The organism is Rhodococcus sp. BP22 (genome assembly GCF_014281965.1).
Lineage (GTDB): Bacteria > Actinomycetota > Actinomycetes > Mycobacteriales > Mycobacteriaceae > Rhodococcoides.
Window position 1 is genome coordinate 214,650 of the sequence record NZ_JACFTB010000004.1, and the last position, 15,531, is coordinate 230,180.

Annotated in this window: 19 protein-coding genes and 1 other RNA gene; 11 read left to right on the top strand and 9 right to left on the bottom strand. The window is 63.3% G+C overall.

The features are described 5' to 3' along the window. Positions 1-20: 20 nt before the first annotated feature. Positions 21-1,178 (bottom strand): iron-containing alcohol dehydrogenase, encoded by a 1,158-nt coding sequence (locus H2510_RS10610; protein ID WP_186628291.1) that lies wholly within the window; start codon positions 1,176-1,178, stop codon positions 21-23. A gap of 130 nt (positions 1,179-1,308) precedes the next feature. On the opposite strand from H2510_RS10610, the gene H2510_RS10615 reads away from it, so the two are divergent. Next, positions 1,309-1,731, top strand: coding sequence for a hypothetical protein (locus H2510_RS10615; RefSeq protein WP_315901326.1), 423 nt, complete (start codon positions 1,309-1,311; stop codon positions 1,729-1,731). Between the two features lie 31 nt (positions 1,732-1,762). After that, the gene (locus H2510_RS10620) at positions 1,763-2,011 is read left to right on the top strand and encodes a hypothetical protein (RefSeq protein ID WP_186628292.1); all 249 of its coding nucleotides are present in this window, start codon (positions 1,763-1,765) and stop codon (positions 2,009-2,011) included. Here the strand turns inward: H2510_RS10620 and H2510_RS10625 are convergent. Next, positions 1,978-2,571, bottom strand: a complete 594-nt coding sequence (locus H2510_RS10625; RefSeq protein ID WP_261392852.1) for a permease — start codon at positions 2,569-2,571, stop codon at positions 1,978-1,980. The two genes, H2510_RS10620 and H2510_RS10625, sit on opposite strands and share 34 nt — an antisense overlap. Before the next feature lie 14 nt (positions 2,572-2,585). On the opposite strand from H2510_RS10625, the gene H2510_RS10630 reads away from it, so the two are divergent. Continuing rightward, positions 2,586-2,729 (top strand): hypothetical protein, encoded by a 144-nt coding sequence (locus tag H2510_RS10630; protein ID WP_186628293.1) that lies wholly within the window; start codon positions 2,586-2,588, stop codon positions 2,727-2,729. Further along, positions 2,726-3,724 carry a cobalamin biosynthesis protein gene (locus H2510_RS10635; RefSeq protein ID WP_186628294.1) on the top strand — a complete coding sequence of 333 codons (999 nt, stop codon included), beginning with the start codon at positions 2,726-2,728 and terminating at the stop codon, positions 3,722-3,724. Before H2510_RS10630 ends, H2510_RS10635 begins: the two co-directional genes overlap by 4 nt. Here H2510_RS10635 and H2510_RS10640 read toward each other — a convergent pair. The 3 genes from H2510_RS10640 to H2510_RS10650 are packed head-to-tail and all read right to left on the bottom strand — an operon-like array spanning position 3,665 to position 5,822. Beyond that, positions 3,665-4,606, bottom strand: coding sequence for an SURF1 family protein (locus H2510_RS10640; protein WP_186628295.1), 942 nt, complete (start codon positions 4,604-4,606; stop codon positions 3,665-3,667). The genes H2510_RS10635 and H2510_RS10640 overlap by 60 nt on opposite strands. A 45-nt stretch (positions 4,607-4,651) precedes the next feature. Beyond that, on the bottom strand, positions 4,652-5,143 hold the full coding sequence (locus tag H2510_RS10645) for a low molecular weight protein-tyrosine-phosphatase (protein ID WP_176225000.1): 492 nt from the start codon (positions 5,141-5,143) through the stop codon (positions 4,652-4,654). Then, positions 5,127-5,822, bottom strand: coding sequence for an HAD-IA family hydrolase (locus H2510_RS10650; RefSeq protein ID WP_186628296.1), 696 nt, complete (start codon positions 5,820-5,822; stop codon positions 5,127-5,129). Before H2510_RS10650 ends, H2510_RS10645 begins: the two co-directional genes overlap by 17 nt. A gap of 44 nt (positions 5,823-5,866) precedes the next feature. On the opposite strand from H2510_RS10650, the gene cobC reads away from it, so the two are divergent. The 4 genes from cobC to H2510_RS10670 all read left to right on the top strand — a co-directional run bounded on the left by cobC (position 5,867) and on the right by H2510_RS10670 (position 10,076). After that, the gene (cobC, locus tag H2510_RS10655; protein WP_186628297.1) at positions 5,867-6,925 is read left to right on the top strand and encodes an Rv2231c family pyridoxal phosphate-dependent protein CobC; all 1,059 of its coding nucleotides are present in this window, start codon (positions 5,867-5,869) and stop codon (positions 6,923-6,925) included. Next, positions 6,922-8,076, top strand: coding sequence for a Nif3-like dinuclear metal center hexameric protein (locus H2510_RS10660; RefSeq protein ID WP_186628298.1), 1,155 nt, complete (start codon positions 6,922-6,924; stop codon positions 8,074-8,076). The genes cobC and H2510_RS10660 overlap by 4 nt, the downstream gene beginning before the upstream one ends. Positions 8,077-8,163: 87 nt before the next feature. Then, a complete protein-coding gene (locus H2510_RS10665; protein WP_186628299.1) occupies positions 8,164-8,901 on the top strand; it encodes a zinc ribbon domain-containing protein in 738 nt (245 codons plus the stop codon). Continuing rightward, positions 8,898-10,076 (top strand): bifunctional RNase H/acid phosphatase, encoded by a 1,179-nt coding sequence (locus tag H2510_RS10670; protein WP_261392854.1) that lies wholly within the window; start codon positions 8,898-8,900, stop codon positions 10,074-10,076. The genes H2510_RS10665 and H2510_RS10670 overlap by 4 nt, the downstream gene beginning before the upstream one ends. On the opposite strand, the gene H2510_RS10675 is transcribed toward H2510_RS10670, so the two are convergent. Both H2510_RS10675 and H2510_RS10680 read right to left on the bottom strand, forming a co-directional pair. Further along, positions 10,065-11,297: an SLC13 family permease gene (locus H2510_RS10675; RefSeq protein WP_186628301.1), complete on the bottom strand. Its 1,233-nt coding sequence runs from the start codon at positions 11,295-11,297 to the stop codon at positions 10,065-10,067. The genes H2510_RS10670 and H2510_RS10675 overlap by 12 nt on opposite strands. Continuing rightward, positions 11,294-11,815, bottom strand: coding sequence for a DUF1697 domain-containing protein (locus H2510_RS10680; protein ID WP_186628302.1), 522 nt, complete (start codon positions 11,813-11,815; stop codon positions 11,294-11,296). The genes H2510_RS10675 and H2510_RS10680 overlap by 4 nt, the downstream gene beginning before the upstream one ends. Positions 11,816-11,865: 50 nt before the next feature. On the opposite strand from H2510_RS10680, the gene rnpB reads away from it, so the two are divergent. The 3 genes from rnpB (at position 11,866) to H2510_RS10695 (ending at position 14,067) form a co-directional block, all read left to right on the top strand. After that, an RNA gene (rnpB, locus tag H2510_RS10685) (RNase P RNA component class A) lies at positions 11,866-12,317 on the top strand. Positions 12,318-12,456: 139 nt separating this feature from the next. Next, positions 12,457-12,642 carry a hypothetical protein gene (locus tag H2510_RS10690; RefSeq protein WP_186628303.1) on the top strand — a complete coding sequence of 62 codons (186 nt, stop codon included), beginning with the start codon at positions 12,457-12,459 and terminating at the stop codon, positions 12,640-12,642. Between the two features lie 9 nt (positions 12,643-12,651). Then, on the top strand, positions 12,652-14,067 hold the full coding sequence (locus tag H2510_RS10695; RefSeq protein ID WP_222438638.1) for an RNB domain-containing ribonuclease: 1,416 nt from the start codon (positions 12,652-12,654) through the stop codon (positions 14,065-14,067). On the opposite strand, the gene pip is transcribed toward H2510_RS10695, so the two are convergent. Next, entirely contained in the window at positions 14,040-15,023 is a 984-nt protein-coding gene (gene pip, locus H2510_RS10700) for a prolyl aminopeptidase (protein WP_186628305.1), read from the bottom strand. The genes H2510_RS10695 and pip overlap by 28 nt on opposite strands. Before the next feature lie 3 nt (positions 15,024-15,026). Further along, entirely contained in the window at positions 15,027-15,485 is a 459-nt protein-coding gene (locus H2510_RS10705; RefSeq protein WP_186628306.1) for a hypothetical protein, read from the bottom strand. Between the last annotated feature and the right edge of the window lie 46 nt (positions 15,486-15,531).

A 15,531-nucleotide genomic window follows, 5' to 3' on the forward strand; every position in this document is an offset into this window, starting at 1 on the left:
AACCTCTTTCACGTGGAACTTCAGTACGCGCTGCGGTACAGCTCGGCGATGTCGTCGGCCGTGGGCACCACCGGATTGTTCGACGGGGAGCCCGAAGCCAGTGCCTGCTCCGCCATGAGCGGGATGAGCTCCTCCCAGCGTGAGATGTCGATTCCGTAGGTGCTGGGTGTGGGTACCTCGACGGTTGCGCAGAGGGTATCGATGAAGTCGATGAGCTTCGCCGATGCGACCTCGTCGGAGTCGGAACGTTCTGCGGTACCGAGCTGGCGCGCACAATCGGCGTATCGATCACGCGCGCCAGGGATGGAGAACTTGGTGACAGCAGGCAGAAGCATGGCGTTGGAAAGACCGTGTGCCACATGGAAATGTGCACCGATAGGCCTGCTCATACCGTGCACCAGGCAGACGCTTGCATTCGAGAACGCCATACCTGCCTGTGTCGAGGCGTGCATCATCGCATCTCGGGCCTCGCGGTCGGACCCGTCACGATAAGCCCTCAAAAGGAACAGGCCGATCGACTTCATCGCGGACAGTGCGAGTCCGTCGGAGATCGGGTTTGCCTTCTTGCTGACGTAGGCCTCGATGGCATGTGTCAATGCATCGATACCCGTATCCGCCGTCAGGCGTGGAGGCATCGACATCGTGAGTTCCGAATCCACGATCGACGCGATCGGCAGAAACGACAAGCCCGGACACAGCATCTTCTCGTCGGTTGCGAGATCGGTAATGATGGTGAATTGCGTTGCTTCCGAACCGCTTCCTGCGGTCGTGGGGATGGCGACGATGGGAAGTGCTGGGCCTGCGTAGGTGCGCGGCGCCTTGTACTCGCGCATCGCACCGCCCTGCCCGGCCAGCACCGCCAGCGCTTTGGCTGTGTCCATCGGACTGCCGCCACCGAACCCGATGACGACGTCGGCGTCGTGTGCCTTCACCGCGTCGACGCCGGCCTGCAACGAGTCGGTCGTGGGATCGGGGACCGTGTCGGAGAACAGTGCCACCTTTTTGCCCGCCGCCTCGATGATGCGAATCAGTCGATCGGCAGAACCGTTGCCGACCATGAATGCGTCGGTGACGAGTAGCGGACGTTCGACGTTCAGGTCCACTAGAACCGACCCGAGTTCCTCGACTGCGCCTGGGCCGAGCTTCAGAAACCTCGGAAACGAGATGTGGGCAACCATGGTTCGACTCCTCTTATCGGCACAAGAGCGCAACTGACTGCACACTACTGGCCGTTTTCGACGTGATCCCGCCGTTTCGGCCCTGTTGTGTGCAGTGAGATGCAGGATCCGGAACCGTACAGTGGGGCGGGTGGATATCGGTCGGTGGCGCAGCAGGCTCCCGGTGACACGTCCGTCCGACGGCGAGCTCGTGGGATGGACGTTGTCGGAGAACTACGACGAATACTCCGTCGACGCCGTCAATCCGGTCGGTCATCTCGTCGCGACCGGGCTGCATGTGCTCGATGCTGCCGAGGTCCTCGTCACGGCGGGGCTCTCGTCACTATCGGTGCCCTGTTGGGCGTTTGCGCCGATACCGATTTCACGTGAGACCGACCTGCGTAGCCCCGAACCGTCCTGGCAGTGGCGCCGGATGGTGCTGGTCCAGCTGGATGACACTCGCGTGTGGATTCGGCCGGGATACCCAAGCTGGGAAGAGCGTCGCGTCGAACTCCCGATCGTGATTCCAGCAGATGATGTGCTGGTGACCGATCCGCCCGACGGGCACGAATGACGCACGGCGATTCCTCGCCTACGGTGAGGGAATGACTGTGGAAGATTTCGGTGGCCGTCGGACTGTCTCGGCAGAAGAGCTGCTCGTCCAGGTAGGCGACTATTCGCTCGTGGATGAAGCGGGGGATTCGCGAGGGCGCATCGAGTCGGTCGGTCAGGAAGGCTTGTCGGTCGTCGTGACCGTCTCCGACGGTGGTGAACCGGTGACCTTGACGTTCGAACCGGAGGCGCTGGTGACGATCGAGCCTTACGACGGTGGGAAGGCCCCTGTCGTTCCCTGAGTTGGGCCGGATGCCGCCGGGTTCGTCGTTGCTGCGTTCAGACGCTTCTGCGCTCGCCGACGCTGCCCCCGGACAACCACGAACGTCAAGAGCGCGAACAGCACGATCGCGATGACTGCGCCGACCAGGCTCGCACCCCGAAATCCGGGAGCTTCGGTGTCGAGAGTTCGTTCACCCGCGTGGGAAGCATTGTTGCCGCCGAGAACGATCGAGAGCGTCAGCAGGTTCGGAATAGCAGTCGCGACGGCCAAGACGAGGGCGATGATGGCGATGACTTTGCCGCCCCGGCGCTTGCGGACGGCCCATGCCACCGTGAACAACAGTAATGGCACCAATGTGCAGAGAGTGCCGAACGTCAAGCCCCAGGAAATTCCTTTGCTGAACGCCTGATCGGAAAGATTTCCGACACGGATGCTCCACCATCTCGGTAGGAACGCGGCGAGGATGAAGTACGCAATCACCAACGCCAGCACGCCTACCACTATGAGGATGCTTTTCTTTGCCCAACTCGGCATGCCGGTCGTCGTCGTGGTGGTGGGGGTCGTGCCTTCGGCAGTCATACGGTCGATTCTAAGTGAGCACATGCTGGGCGAGTGGCTGGATGCTCTTCTCGATCACGGTTCTGAAGTGGACTCCGATAGAGGCACGCGATGTGCCGCTCGCGCCGACCTGCCCACTGCAGCTGCTCGGCTTCCGGCTCGCTACCGTCGACGCATGAACTTTCGAGTCGTGAAGGATGGCGCGAGGGACCCCCGATCACGTGCCGCGGGGCTGGTACTCGGGCTCGCCCTCGACCGGGTGCTGGGGGATCCACGACGGTTGCACCCTGTTGCAGGCTTCGGTCGGATCGCGGGACTGCTCGAATCCAGCAGCTATCGGGATTCGAAGTCGGCAGGTGTCGTTCACACGGCGACGCTGGTGGGAGGCACCATCGGATTGGGCGTGCTGGCAGCGTCGTTCGCGCGTCGACGCGGCCCGCTCGCCGACACCGCGATGACGGCGGCCGCCGCCTGGGTAGCGCTCGGCGGGACATCACTGTCGCGCACGGGTTCACAGATGGCGCGTCACCTCGAGGCAGGCGATCTCGACTCTGCACGTGCGTTGCTTCCATCGCTCTGTGGTCGAGATCCGAGTGTGCTCGATACTGACGGACTGGCACGGGCATCGTTGGAATCGATCGCCGAGAACACTTCCGACGCCACGGTCGGTGTCATGTTCTGGGGTGCTGCGGCAGGTGTGCCCGGCATTCTCGGGTACCGGGCGATCAATACGTTGGACGCGATGATCGGGTACCGCTCTTCGAGGTACCTGCGCTTCGGTTGGTTCGCCGCACGCCTCGATGACGCAGTGAACCTGATCCCGGCTCGACTGACCGGTATCTCGACTGTGATCGCAGCACCCTTGGTTGGCGGTCGATCGACGGAGTCGCTGCGTGCCTGGCGCCGTGACGCCTCGCGGCACCCGAGCCCCAATGCCGGTGTGGCCGAAGCAACTGCTGCGGGTGCACTCGGAATAAGCCTCGGGGGCCGCACCGAGTACGCGCACGGCGTGGAGATACGGCCAACCCTCGGTCACGGACGTGCTCCGACGCCGAGCGATCTGGATAGGGCGGCAACGCTGTCCTTCATCGTGCAGATCGGGACGACCGTGGTGTCAGCTGTTCTTGCCGTAGCGATCGGCCAAGCGAACATCGTTGGCCGATCGATTCGTTGACTCCGTCTTCGCCTTCGACTTCGAACGTCGTTCTTTACGAGTGGGCAACGTGAATTCGGGTTCCTCGTCCTGCCTGCTCGCCGATGGTGTGTCCGTGGGGAGATCGGTCGAGTCGACTGAAGACGATGCTGTGTCGAGGATGTCCTGCTCCTTGGACTTGCGTCGTTCACGCCACTCGGCGCGGGCGAAGTAAGCGAGCCCGAGTGGTGCCATGATGCCGAACGCGAGCCATTGCAGTCCGTAGGACAAGTACGGCCCGGACTCGGTCTGCGGGAGCTCGATGAGCCCTAGACCACCGGGTTGGTTGTCGTCGAGTTGCAAATATCCGTCGACGGCATCGACGCCGACGGCCGTTCCGATCTGTTCCGGATTGATGTTGTAGACCTGCAGACGCCCGGCTTCCTCGATCGGCTCACGTGAGGTGCCCTCGGCCTGACGAAGTCGAGCGTCGAGGGTCAGCTCCCCGGTGGGCGGGGGATCGATGGGTGGAGGCTGCGTTCCCTGCACAGGTAGGACGTATCCGCGATTGACGAGGACGACCGGCCCATCCTGGAGTTGAAACGGTGTGATGACTTCGTATGCAGGCTGCTCGCGGATGCTGCGTAGACGAACCAGCGCTTCCTTGTCCTGAAGATACGAACCCGTGGCGACCACTCGCCGCCACTCATCGTCCGAGGAGAATCCGGTCGAGCCCAGAACTTCGGAAATGTCGACGGGCTCGGCATTCACCGACTGGTCGATCAGCTCGTTTCGTTGTGTCGTCGCGGTGTTCTTGCCCAGCTGCCATGGGGCGAGGACCGAAAAGCAGAAGTAGGCGAACATGGCAACTACAGCTGCCAGCGCCAACCAACCTGGACGGAGCAGAAATCTGAACCTTCGCACGCCTCTAGGTTAGCCTCAGCGACCAACCATGCCACTCACACCGGCTCAGAGGCGTCCGGTCACCCAACGCACGAGTCCGGGCATAGCCGCCTCGATCTGCTCGCGAATCTCGACGAAAGCATCGTCGGAGGAGTAATAGGGGTCTGCGACGGACTTCGACTTCGCATCCTCGTCGAACGATCGCAACAGGGAGATTCGGTCTGCGGGAGCGCCGAGTTGCAGCAGCGCCTCGGCGTGGCCGGTGTCCAAGGCGACGATGAGATCGGCCGTCAGATGGTCGTCTCCGACCTGAGCGGCCTCATGATCGCTCTCGTAGCCATGCGCTTGTAGTTCGGCGACGGTTCGCCGATCAGCCCCTTCGCCCTCGTGCCAGCCGTCGATCCCAGCACTGGACACCCGGACGGATTCTTCGAGCCCCGCCTCCCGGAGATGCCCGGCGAACACCTTCTCGGCCATCGGAGATCGGCAGATGTTGCCGGTGCAGACGAATGTCACGTGGAGCGTGCGTCGATCGACCGCGCTATTCGGTGTTGTCATCGAGCACCTTTGCGAGCTCGTCCATCGTTGTCACGATGAATGACGCGTCATCGTCCTCGCCTTCGATGCCGTAACCCCACTCGACGTAGACCGTCGGAATGCCGAACCGAGCCGCACCGTGAACATCGTGGTCCCGATCGCCGACCATCAGAACGCCGGAGGTTCCGCCGTCGGCTATTTCCTTGGGAATGAGACCGAGATTGCGCAGCGAATGTGCGATCACATCGGGCTTCGATCTGCGTGCACCGTCGTTACTCGCTCCACCGATGAACTCGAAGTACTCCGACAGGCCGAAGTGGTCCAGAATGCGGTGCGCGAACCGTTCCGACTTCGATGTGGCGACACCCAACCGGACGCCGCGAGCCTTCAAATCTGCCAAAACTGGCTCGATACCGTCGAAGACCGAGTTCTCGGCCCAGCCCTGCGCGTCGTAACGCTCGAAGTAGGCGGCGAGCGCCCGCTGTGCCACGTCCTCGGCAAGCCCCATCGTTCGGAACGAATCGAGCAGCGGCGGACCGATGACCAGAGCCAGCTGCTTCTCCGTCGGTTCGGGCGCTCCGACGGTGGCCAACGAGTGCCGGAATCCGGCCAGAATCCCGGGCGCAGAATCGGTGAGGGTTCCATCGAGATCGAAGAGCACGACCTGGGCGCGGGTAGTCGGTTGGTCGAGCTTTGTCATGACGAAAACCATATCGGTGAGGCCGCCGACTACGCTCACCGGCAATGAACGAACTCCCCGAACCGGCGGCACTGTCACCTCTGCGTCACCACGGTGACGCAGAGGTCGATGACGGGATGGTCGACTTCGCAGTCAACGTTCAAGGCACCGCTCCGCCGGAGTGGCTACGGACGCGCCTCGCTGCGAGTCTCACGAAGCTGGGTGCCTATCCGACCGAGAAAGCCGATCGTGCGGCCCGCGAGATGGTGGCACGACGCCACCGTCGGTCACCGGAAGAGGTCCTTCTGCTCGCCGGGGGCGCCGAAGGATTCGCCATGTTGCCGAGACTGAAGCCACGTCTCGCTGCCGTCGTGCACCCATCGTTCACCGAGCCCGAGTGGGCGTTGCGAGAAGCCGATGTCGATACCGTGCAGGTTCTCCTGCAGGAGCCGTATCGGCTCGATCCCGCAGCCGTTCCCGACGAAGCGGACATGGTGGTGGTCGGCAATCCCACCAATCCGACCTCGGTTCTCCACGAACGCGAAGCACTGTTGGCCCTGCGAAGGCCCGGGCGTGTGCTGGTCGTGGACGAGGCATTCGCCGACGCGATAACGGGGGAGGATCACTCGCTGGCGTCGGTGAGTCTTCCCGACGTCCTCGTGCTGAGAAGTCTGACCAAGACCTGGGCGCTGGCGGGATTGCGATGCGGTTACGCACTGGGCCACCCCGACCTGCTGGCCAGGTTGACCCGCGGCCGAGCGCACTGGCCGCTGGGCACTCTCCAGATAGAGGCGATCACCGCATGCAGCGAACCCGCAGCGGTGGACGCGGCTGCGGCGAAAGCCGAGACGATCGCCGCAGACCGGGCCTCGATGACCGAGCGACTGCGAAGCCTCGGTATCGACGTCGCCCCCGACGCCCGCGCCCCGTTCCTGCTGCTGCGAATGCCCGGTGCCGCAGACCTCAGGATTCGACTACGCGCTCGAGGTGTGGCAGTGCGGCGAGGCGACACCTTTCCAGGATTGACCACCGACCACCTGCGGGTGGCGGTCCGCGGGCGCGAACAGGTCGACATACTCGTCGAAGCTCTGGCCAGAGCACGTGCAGAGGGAGAATCAGCATGAGCGATCAGACAGTGAAGTTGGCCGACGTGGTGGCGGTGCTCGACGCCGCATACCCCCCTCGGCTCGCCGAGAGTTGGGACTCGGTCGGCCTGGTGTGCGGAGACCCAACCGACCGGGTGCGCAAGGTGATGTACACCGTCGATGCGACCGCGGACGTCGTCGAGGAGGCACTCGAGTGGGGCGCCGATCTATTGGTCGCACACCACCCGCTGCTCCTGCGTGGAGTCGACACCGTCGCAGCCGATACCCCGAAAGGCGCCTTGATCCACCGCCTCGTCAAGGCGGGATGTGCGTTGTTCACCGCCCACACCAACGCGGACTCCGCCGATCCCGGCGTGTCCGACGCGTTGGCCGCGGTCCTCGGGGTCGCCGTCTCGCGTCCCATCGAGCCGATCGACGCACCCGCGGTCGACAAGTGGGTCGTTCTCGTTCCGAAGACTCACAGTTCCGCCGTTCGCTCGGCATTGTTCGGCGCGGGCGCCGGTGCGATCGGCAACTACCGCGAATGCAGTTGGACCGTCGAAGGCATCGGCCAGTTTCGTCCGGAGGTCGGGGCCGAGCCGGCGATCGGTGCGGTGGGAAGCCTCGAGCAGGTGAGCGAGGACCGTATCGAAGTGGTTGCCCCGGCGTCGGCGCGGCAGACCGTTCTCGGTGCACTCACCGCCGTGCACCCTTACGAAGAGCCCGCATTCGACATCTTCGAGGAGGCCCGCCTGCCGACCTCGACCGGCCTCGGACGGATCGGCACGCTCGCGTCGCCGACCACGCTTCGCGAATTCAGCGAACGGGTGCGTCGTGCACTGCCGGACACAGCGTGGGGTGTGCGCACAGCCGGTGATCCCGACACAGTCGTGCGGACTGTTGCGCTGTGCGGTGGCGCGGGGGATTCGTTTCTCGACGCCGTTCGGGCATTGGGAGTCGACGTTTACCTCACATCGGATCTGCGGCACCATCCCGTCGACGAACATCTCCGCAGCGGTGGCCCTGCGGTGATCGACGTAGCGCATTGGGCGTCGGAGTACCCATGGTGTGAGCAGGCCCGGAGCATCGTCGACGCAGAATTTGCCGAGACCGCAGGATGGGGGAGCCGCGTCAGTAGAACGAGAACCGACCCCTGGACCCTCGGCGCGGCGACGACCGCGTCGGAATAGTCCACGGACCAACTCTTGTCCGCCGTCGGCGCGCGAGCCGGTAAGGTTCGACCGAATCAACTTCCATAGTCGCAGGAGTCATCACGCGTGAATGTCGACCCCCGAGTGCAGGCCTCACTTCTCGAACTGGCCTCAGTGGATACCGAACTGTCGCAGATCGCTCATCGGCGTAGAACGCTTCCGGAGCAGACCGAGTTCGAGAAGCTCGAGGCCGAGCGAGTCTCACGTCGAGACGCTGCCGTTGCAGTCCAGATGTCGATGGACGATCTCGACCGCGATATCAAGAAACTCGAAAACGAAGTCGACGCTGTCCGTCAGCGCGAAGACCGCGACCGCAAGATGCTCGACAGCGGAACGATCGCACCCAAGCAAATGTCGGAATTGCAGCACGAGCTCGCCAGCCTCGAACGTCGTCAGGGCCTGTTGGAAGAGGAGCTTCTCGAGGTCATGGAACGTCGTGAGGCGTCCCAGACCGACTACAACCATGCCGGTGCACAGGTGACGCAGATCGAGGACGAACTCATCGATTCGGGTCGGCGCCGCGATGACGCAGTAGCGGACATCGATGCCGCCGAGCAACGCGCGACAGCCCGCCGAACAGAACTCGCGTCAGGCCTCCCCGAAGATCTGCTGGCGATCTACGAGAAGCAACGCGCACTGTCCGGCCGCGGTGCCGCTCTACTTCAGGCTCGCCGTTGCGGCGCGTGCCGAATCGAGTTGGACCGCGGGGAGATCTCTCGAATCGCCGCCGCGCCGGCCGACAAACTCGTCCGATGCTCGGAGTGCAACGCCATTCTCGTGCGGACGAAGGAGTCCGGAATTTGAGTTCCGCCGCCCACACCCGCGTGATCGTCGAAGCTGACGGTGGCTCTCGGGGAAATCCAGGACCAGCTGGATATGGTGCGGTCGTGCTGTCCCCGGATCGCTCCGAGGTTCTCGCCGAACGTCGCCTTGCGCTCGGCATCGCGACCAACAATGTGGCCGAGTATCGCGGCCTCATCGCCGGTCTGACTGCAGCCGCTGACGTCGGCGCCCGTGAGGTCGACGTCCGGATGGACTCCAAGCTGGTCGTAGAACAAATGGCGGGTCGGTGGAAGGTCAAGCATCCGGACATGATTCCGCTCAATCGCGAGGCGGCCGCTCTGGTCCGCGGCTTCGATCGAGTGTCGTACCAGTGGATTCCGCGGGCCGAGAACTCCCATGCGGATCGACTTGCGAACGAGGCGATGGATGCGGCCGCGGGTAAGAATCGCGAGCCTGCCGTGCACGTGGCCGACAGGCCGACAGCGCCGGTGGTCGAAAAGTCGGCTGCTCCGGTGGCCGAGAAGTCGGCTGCTCCGGTGGCCGAGAAGTCGGCTGGACCGGGATGGACCGGTGCCGTCGGTGCACCGACGCGTTTGCTGCTGCTGCGTCATGGTCAGACACCGTTGTCCGTCGAACGCCGATATTCCGGGCGCGGAAATCCGGTTCTCACCGAACTTGGTGCGCAGCAGGCATCGGCCGCCGCGGGGTATCTCGCGCAGCGTGACGACATTGCCGCGATCGTCGCCTCGCCGCTGGCGAGAGCGCAGCAGACGGCAGGCGCCCTCGCCGCCAAGATGGGGCTTCGCGTCTCGACTCTGGATGAGCTGACCGAGACAGATTTCGGAGCTTGGGAGGGCCTGACCTTCAAGGAGGCAGGCGAGAATCATCCGGATGTGCATCGGAAATGGCTTGGAGATACATCGGTAGCACCGCCGGGCGGAGAGAGCTTCGACGTCGTTCGCGCCAGGGTCCAGTCGGCACGGGAGAAACTGATTTCCGCGCATGCGGGATCCACCGTAGTTGTGGTCACACACGTGACACCGATCAAGTTGTTGCTGCAGCTGGCGCTCGATGTCGGTCCGTCGATCCTCTACCGGCTGCACCTCGATCTGGCCTCCCTGAGCATCGCGGAGTTCTACCCGGACGGTGGGGCCTCGGTACGCCTGGTGAACGAGACGTCCTACCTACACAAGTAGCACCAACCAGAGCGCGGCCGTCGAACCGAGAATGGTCAGCGGAGTCGTGACGAGGCCGAGCGCGGTGAAGGTCCGCAGGTCTGCGGGCTCGTGGTTGGCGGCCCCCACTCGACGCCACAACATGATGGCCAGCGATCCGACGTAAGTGAGGTTGGGTCCGAGGTTCACCCCGATGATCATGGCGAGCAGTAGACCGGGCGACGCCGATGGGCCGAACGCTGCCAACAACATCAGCGTCGCGGGCAGGTTGTTGACGACGTTGGCCGCGACGGCAGCGATAGCGGCCGCCGAGAGCAGGCCCAGGAACGTGGTCTCGGTCGGGAGGATGTCTCCGAGCCACCGGCCGATGGGGCCCGAAGTGACGCCTTCGACGACGATGCCCAGCAACAGCACGAATCCGCAGAACTTCAAATCCGCTGCCCGCAGGATTCGCCGCGGAACAGTGAACCCATTGCGTAAAGCCGGAACGGCGAGGACCACCGATCCGGCTGCCGCTACCCAGAACGGTTCGATACCGACAACTCCGGACACGCCGAAACCCACGAGAGTGATCCCCAGGACGACGAGCGTGCCGATCGGCGCAGCCACCTCGGGCGTCGGGTCCACTGCCTCTGTGCGTACCAAGTCCTTGCGGAAGAACATCCAGAACACGGCACCCTCGATGACGATCGCCACAATCCACGGCAGTGCCATCAGCGCAGCGAAATGTGCGAACGTCAATCCCGTCGCCGAGAACACCAATAGATTTGTCAGATTGGACACCGGCAGAAGCGTCGACGCCGAATTGGACAGGTGCGCAGTGGCATAACTGTGCGGACGTGCAGGCATCCGCAGCGCCCGTGCCGCACCGATGACCGCAGGTGTGAGAAGTACCACCGTCGCGTCGAGGCTCAATACTGCGGTGGTGATTGCAGCAGCGAGGAATACCGACAGGAGGAGCCGGTGCGGGCTTCCCTTCGCGGATCGCGCCATGATCGATGCGACCCAGGCGAACAATCCGAGTGCGTCTGCCAGATGAGCCAATACGAGAATGAAGACCAGGAACACGACCGTCGGCAGTAGCTCGAGAATCTGTTTGCGTGCGTCGTCTACGGTCACCAGTCCCAGCAGGAGTGTCAGAACGGCGGCAGGGATCGCGACCGTGATCTCCGGTAGAGAACGTGGTGCGAAGATCGCGAAAATCAGTACTGCGGCAACAAGTGCTGCGGCGACAACGCTCACGCCAGCATCTTGACGAGCGTCCGCAGATTCCGAGTAGTGGTGGTCGGCTTGTACTTCGCCTTGGCCAAAAATTTCCCGACGCGGCTGTCCGTGGTGTGACCCCGCACCACTTCCCAGTACACGACGCGGTGGCCCGGGGCGAGTGATTCCAGCTCGGGGTCGAGAGTGTCTGCTATACCGGTTACTTCGCGCAGATGGTCGGCATCGTTGCCGAAGATGACGTATGGATGCCAGCCGTCACGTTCGGCGTCGAACGGGTAGCTCTCGATGATCGACTTCAGCGCCGTCTCGTCCAGGACGATCACCCACGCCTCGTATCCGAAGGTCGCCGACAGAACCTTCTCTACAGATTTCTTCACTTCGGGTGCACGTAGCGTGCTTTCGAGCACAACGTTGCCTGTCGCGAGGATTGTTCGAACGTCGTCGAATCCCGCGGAGGTCAAGGCTGCGCGCAGGTCGACCATCTTGATATTGATGCCACCTACGTTGATTCCGCGAAGAAGGACGACGTGCTTCATACGTGAAACTGTAGTTCGGAGCGAGGACACAGTAGAGTTCATCTCGCGAACGAGTCGGTTGGACGGCTGCGGCTCGGAGAACTGGCAGAGCGATTCTGTCAAGCTCCAGGCCGAGGAAAGTCCGGACTCCACAGAGCAGGGCGGTTGCTAACGGCAACCCGAGGTGACTCGCGGGAAAGTGCCACAGAAAATAGACCGCCCGCGTCGAAGAAATCTCCTTCGGGAGATCTCGACACGGGTCAGGGTGAAACGGTGCGGTAAGAGCGCACCAGCACCCCAGGTGACTGGGGTGGCTAGGTAAACCCCGCCCGGAGCAAGGTCGAAGGCCGTACCTTCTAGCGAAGGTTCGGCTGCGCAGGTGCTCGAGGGCTGCTCGCCCGAGCCTGCGGGTGGACTGCTCGAGGTACCCGGCGACGGTGTGCCCAGATGGATGGTCGTCGGTCCTTTCCTCGCCTCGGCGAGGTAAGGATCACAGGATCCGGCTTATATACCGACTCGTTCGCACTCGTCGGGAGTGAAGCCTGCGGAATGATCCCCTGGATTCGGGAGTGGAGCCTGCGGAATGACCCCCGGGGTTCGGGAGTGGAGCCTGCGGAGTGACCCCCTGGATTCGGGAGTGGACCTTCGGGCAGACTGTGGACATGAGCAATGACGATGACGCCTGGTTCTACGACATCCGCACCAAGACCGTGGCTCAGGGCAAGGAATCCGGTGCACTGGACCGGATGGGGCCCTACCCCGACCGCGAGACCGCCGAGCGCGCTTTGACGATCGCGGCCGAGCGAAACAAGGCTGCGGACAAGGCTGACGACGACTGGAAAAACTGACCGGTGTTTCTGACCCGTCTGACAGCACCGGCGTTCGATTTTCGTGCGATCAGATCCGAGTTCCACCTTCGCGACGAGTTTTCCGTAGGCGCTCTCGCGGAGGCTCGGTCGGCTACGGATCGTTTCGTCGGTGACCGCGTCGATCGCACCGACATCCCGTTGGTGACCATCGACCCGCCCGGGTCGATGGATCTCGATCAGGCTGTACATATCGAGAAGTTGCCGACCGGTTTCGTGCTTCACTATGCGATCGCCGATGTCGGAGCACTTGTCGTCCCCGGCGGAGCGCTGGATGTTCAGACGCGTGAACGTGGACAGACGTTCTATCTCCCGGACGGTTCGGTTCCGCTTCATCCGCGGGTCCTGTCGGAGGGTTCGGCGAGCTTGTTGCCGAACGAGACTCGCCCGGCAGCGCTGTGGAGAATCGAGCTGGACGAATTAGGTGAGCCGACGTCGTGGACGGTAACCAGAGCATCGGTCCGGTCGATTGCGCGACTGGACTACGCCGGAGTGCAGTCCGGATTCGATGCCGGGAGTCCGCATCCGTCGATTGCATGTCTGGACGAGTTCGGGCGGCTGCGAGCGGAATCCTCGATTCGGCGGGGTGCTGTGGACATCACGCTGCCCGAACAGGAAGTGGTTCCCGACGGAGACTCGTGGCGAATCGAGCTTCAGGCCAGAACTTCGGTCGACGGCTGGAACGCCGAAGTGTCCTTGTTGACCGGAATGTGTGCCGCGCGGATCATGCTCGACGCTGGCATCGGATTGCTACGCACACTTCCTCCTGCAACCGACACGGCGTTGGCAACATTGCGTAATACCGCCTCGATGCTCGGAATCGATTGGCCGGACGGTGTATCGGCCGGGGCTGTGCTCTCTGCTCTCCCGGCCGATGAGCCCGAAACGTTGGCAATGATGACCCAGGCGACTGGGCTTCTTCGCGGCGCCGACTACGCGGCGTTCGACGGCGCGGCGCCGAAACTCAGCGAGCACTCCGGCATTGCAGCACCGTATGCCCATGTGACGGCACCGCTTCGTCGCCTGTCGGACAGGTTCGCCACCGAGGTGTGTTTGGCTGCGGTTGCGGGAACGGAGGTACCGGAGTGGGCCGCAAGCGCCCTCCCCGAACTTCCGGCGACCATGCGAAAGTCCGATTCCGTTGCGTCCAAGGTGGATCGGGCGTGCATCGATCTCGCCGAAGCGGCCATCCTCGCGGGCCGCGTCGGTGAACGGTTCGGTGCGTTGGTGCTTCGCGGGGCCGAGGACGAGCGCGAGGCCGAAGTCTTCGTTCACGACCCGATCGTCATCAGCAGATGCGCAGGCAATCCACCCGAAGGGGAGAAGGTGACGGTGCGGCTCACCGTCGCCGACACCGACTCCCGTCGAATCGGCTTCGCCTACGAATCGGGTAGCGACGCGAACTGATCGGTGGCCTCGATCAGATGGTGGACTATGCCAGGCTCGGCGGCCGAGTGGCCTGCGTCGTCGACCATCACGAGTTCGGCACCGGGCCAGGCCTTGTGGAGTTCCCATGCGCTTGTCGCGGGGCACACGACGTCATACCGTCCCTGGACGATGATTCCGTCGATGCCCTTCAACTTGTGCGCGTCGTCGAGCAATTGGTTGTCCCGAAGGAACCCAGCATTGCGGAAGTAGTGATTTTCGATACCCGCAAACGCGAGTGCGAATCGTGGATCCTCGTTCTGCGCAATCTGATCCGGCCGAGGAATGAGATAGCTGGTGGAGGCTTCCCACGCCGACCAAGCGACCGCGGCCGAGGTCGCGATGTCACGATCCTCGGAGGTGAGCAGACGGTGGTACGCCTCGACCAGGTCCCCGTCGCGTTCGTTCTTCGGGATCGGTGCGAGGAATTTGTCCCACTGCTCCGGAAAGATATGGCCCGCACCGCCGTTGTAGTACCAGTCGATCTCACTGCGTCGAAGAAGAAAGATTCCGCGGAGGATCAAACCGGTGACGCGTTCGGTGTGCGTCTGCGCGTACACGAGCGAGAGAGTCGAACCCCAGGAACCACCGAACACGAGCCACCGTTCGATGGCGAGATGTGTTCGCAACTTTTCCATGTCGGCGACGAGCCGATCGGTCGTGTTCACCGCCAGATCTCCGCCGTCGGCGATATGCGGCGTGGAACGCCCGCAGCCCCGCTGATCGAAGAGGACGATGCGATACACCGCGGGGTCGAAGTAACGGCGCTGCGTCGGGCCAGTTCCGCCGCCCGGCCCACCATGCACGAACACAACCGGCTTGCCCGACGGGTTACCGCTGACCTCCCAGTAGATGTGCTGGGCGTCGCCTACGTCGAGGAGGCCGCCGTCGAACGGTTCGATCGGCGGATACAGCTCTCGCAGTGGTGTCGATGTCATGCGTCAGAACCCGACGAGACCGGATGCGAGATCAGGAATCTCGAGCGACCGCATGGCTTCTGCACGGGTATCGGGGCATGTACCGATGGTGACGTCGTCGACGATCGAGCGGTTCTGCACGACCTGAAGGTTGATGGTGCCGCTCTGCGCCGCCCAGGTCTGGACGACGATATTGAGACCGCCACGGCCAATCGTCGGGCCTTGAATTCTCCATTCCTGCAGTTGCGCATCGAGATCGCTGCACAGCTGCTGGCTCTGCTGTTCGGTGATTCCGGCTGCGCCAGAGGGGGAGGTGGCAGTGGTGGGTGTGTCCGTTGGGGTCAGGGTCGACGACGAACCGGTGGTCGTCGAATCCGTTCCGCAAGCGCCGGTAGCAGCGAACACTGCTACCGCGCCCGCAACAGAAACGACGACTCGGGTAACTCGACGAAACCTGGACTGGGCCTTTGTAGCTGAGTTCATGGCAACGAGTGTGCCATCTCGTCGGCTCCCGCAATCAGCTCACGCC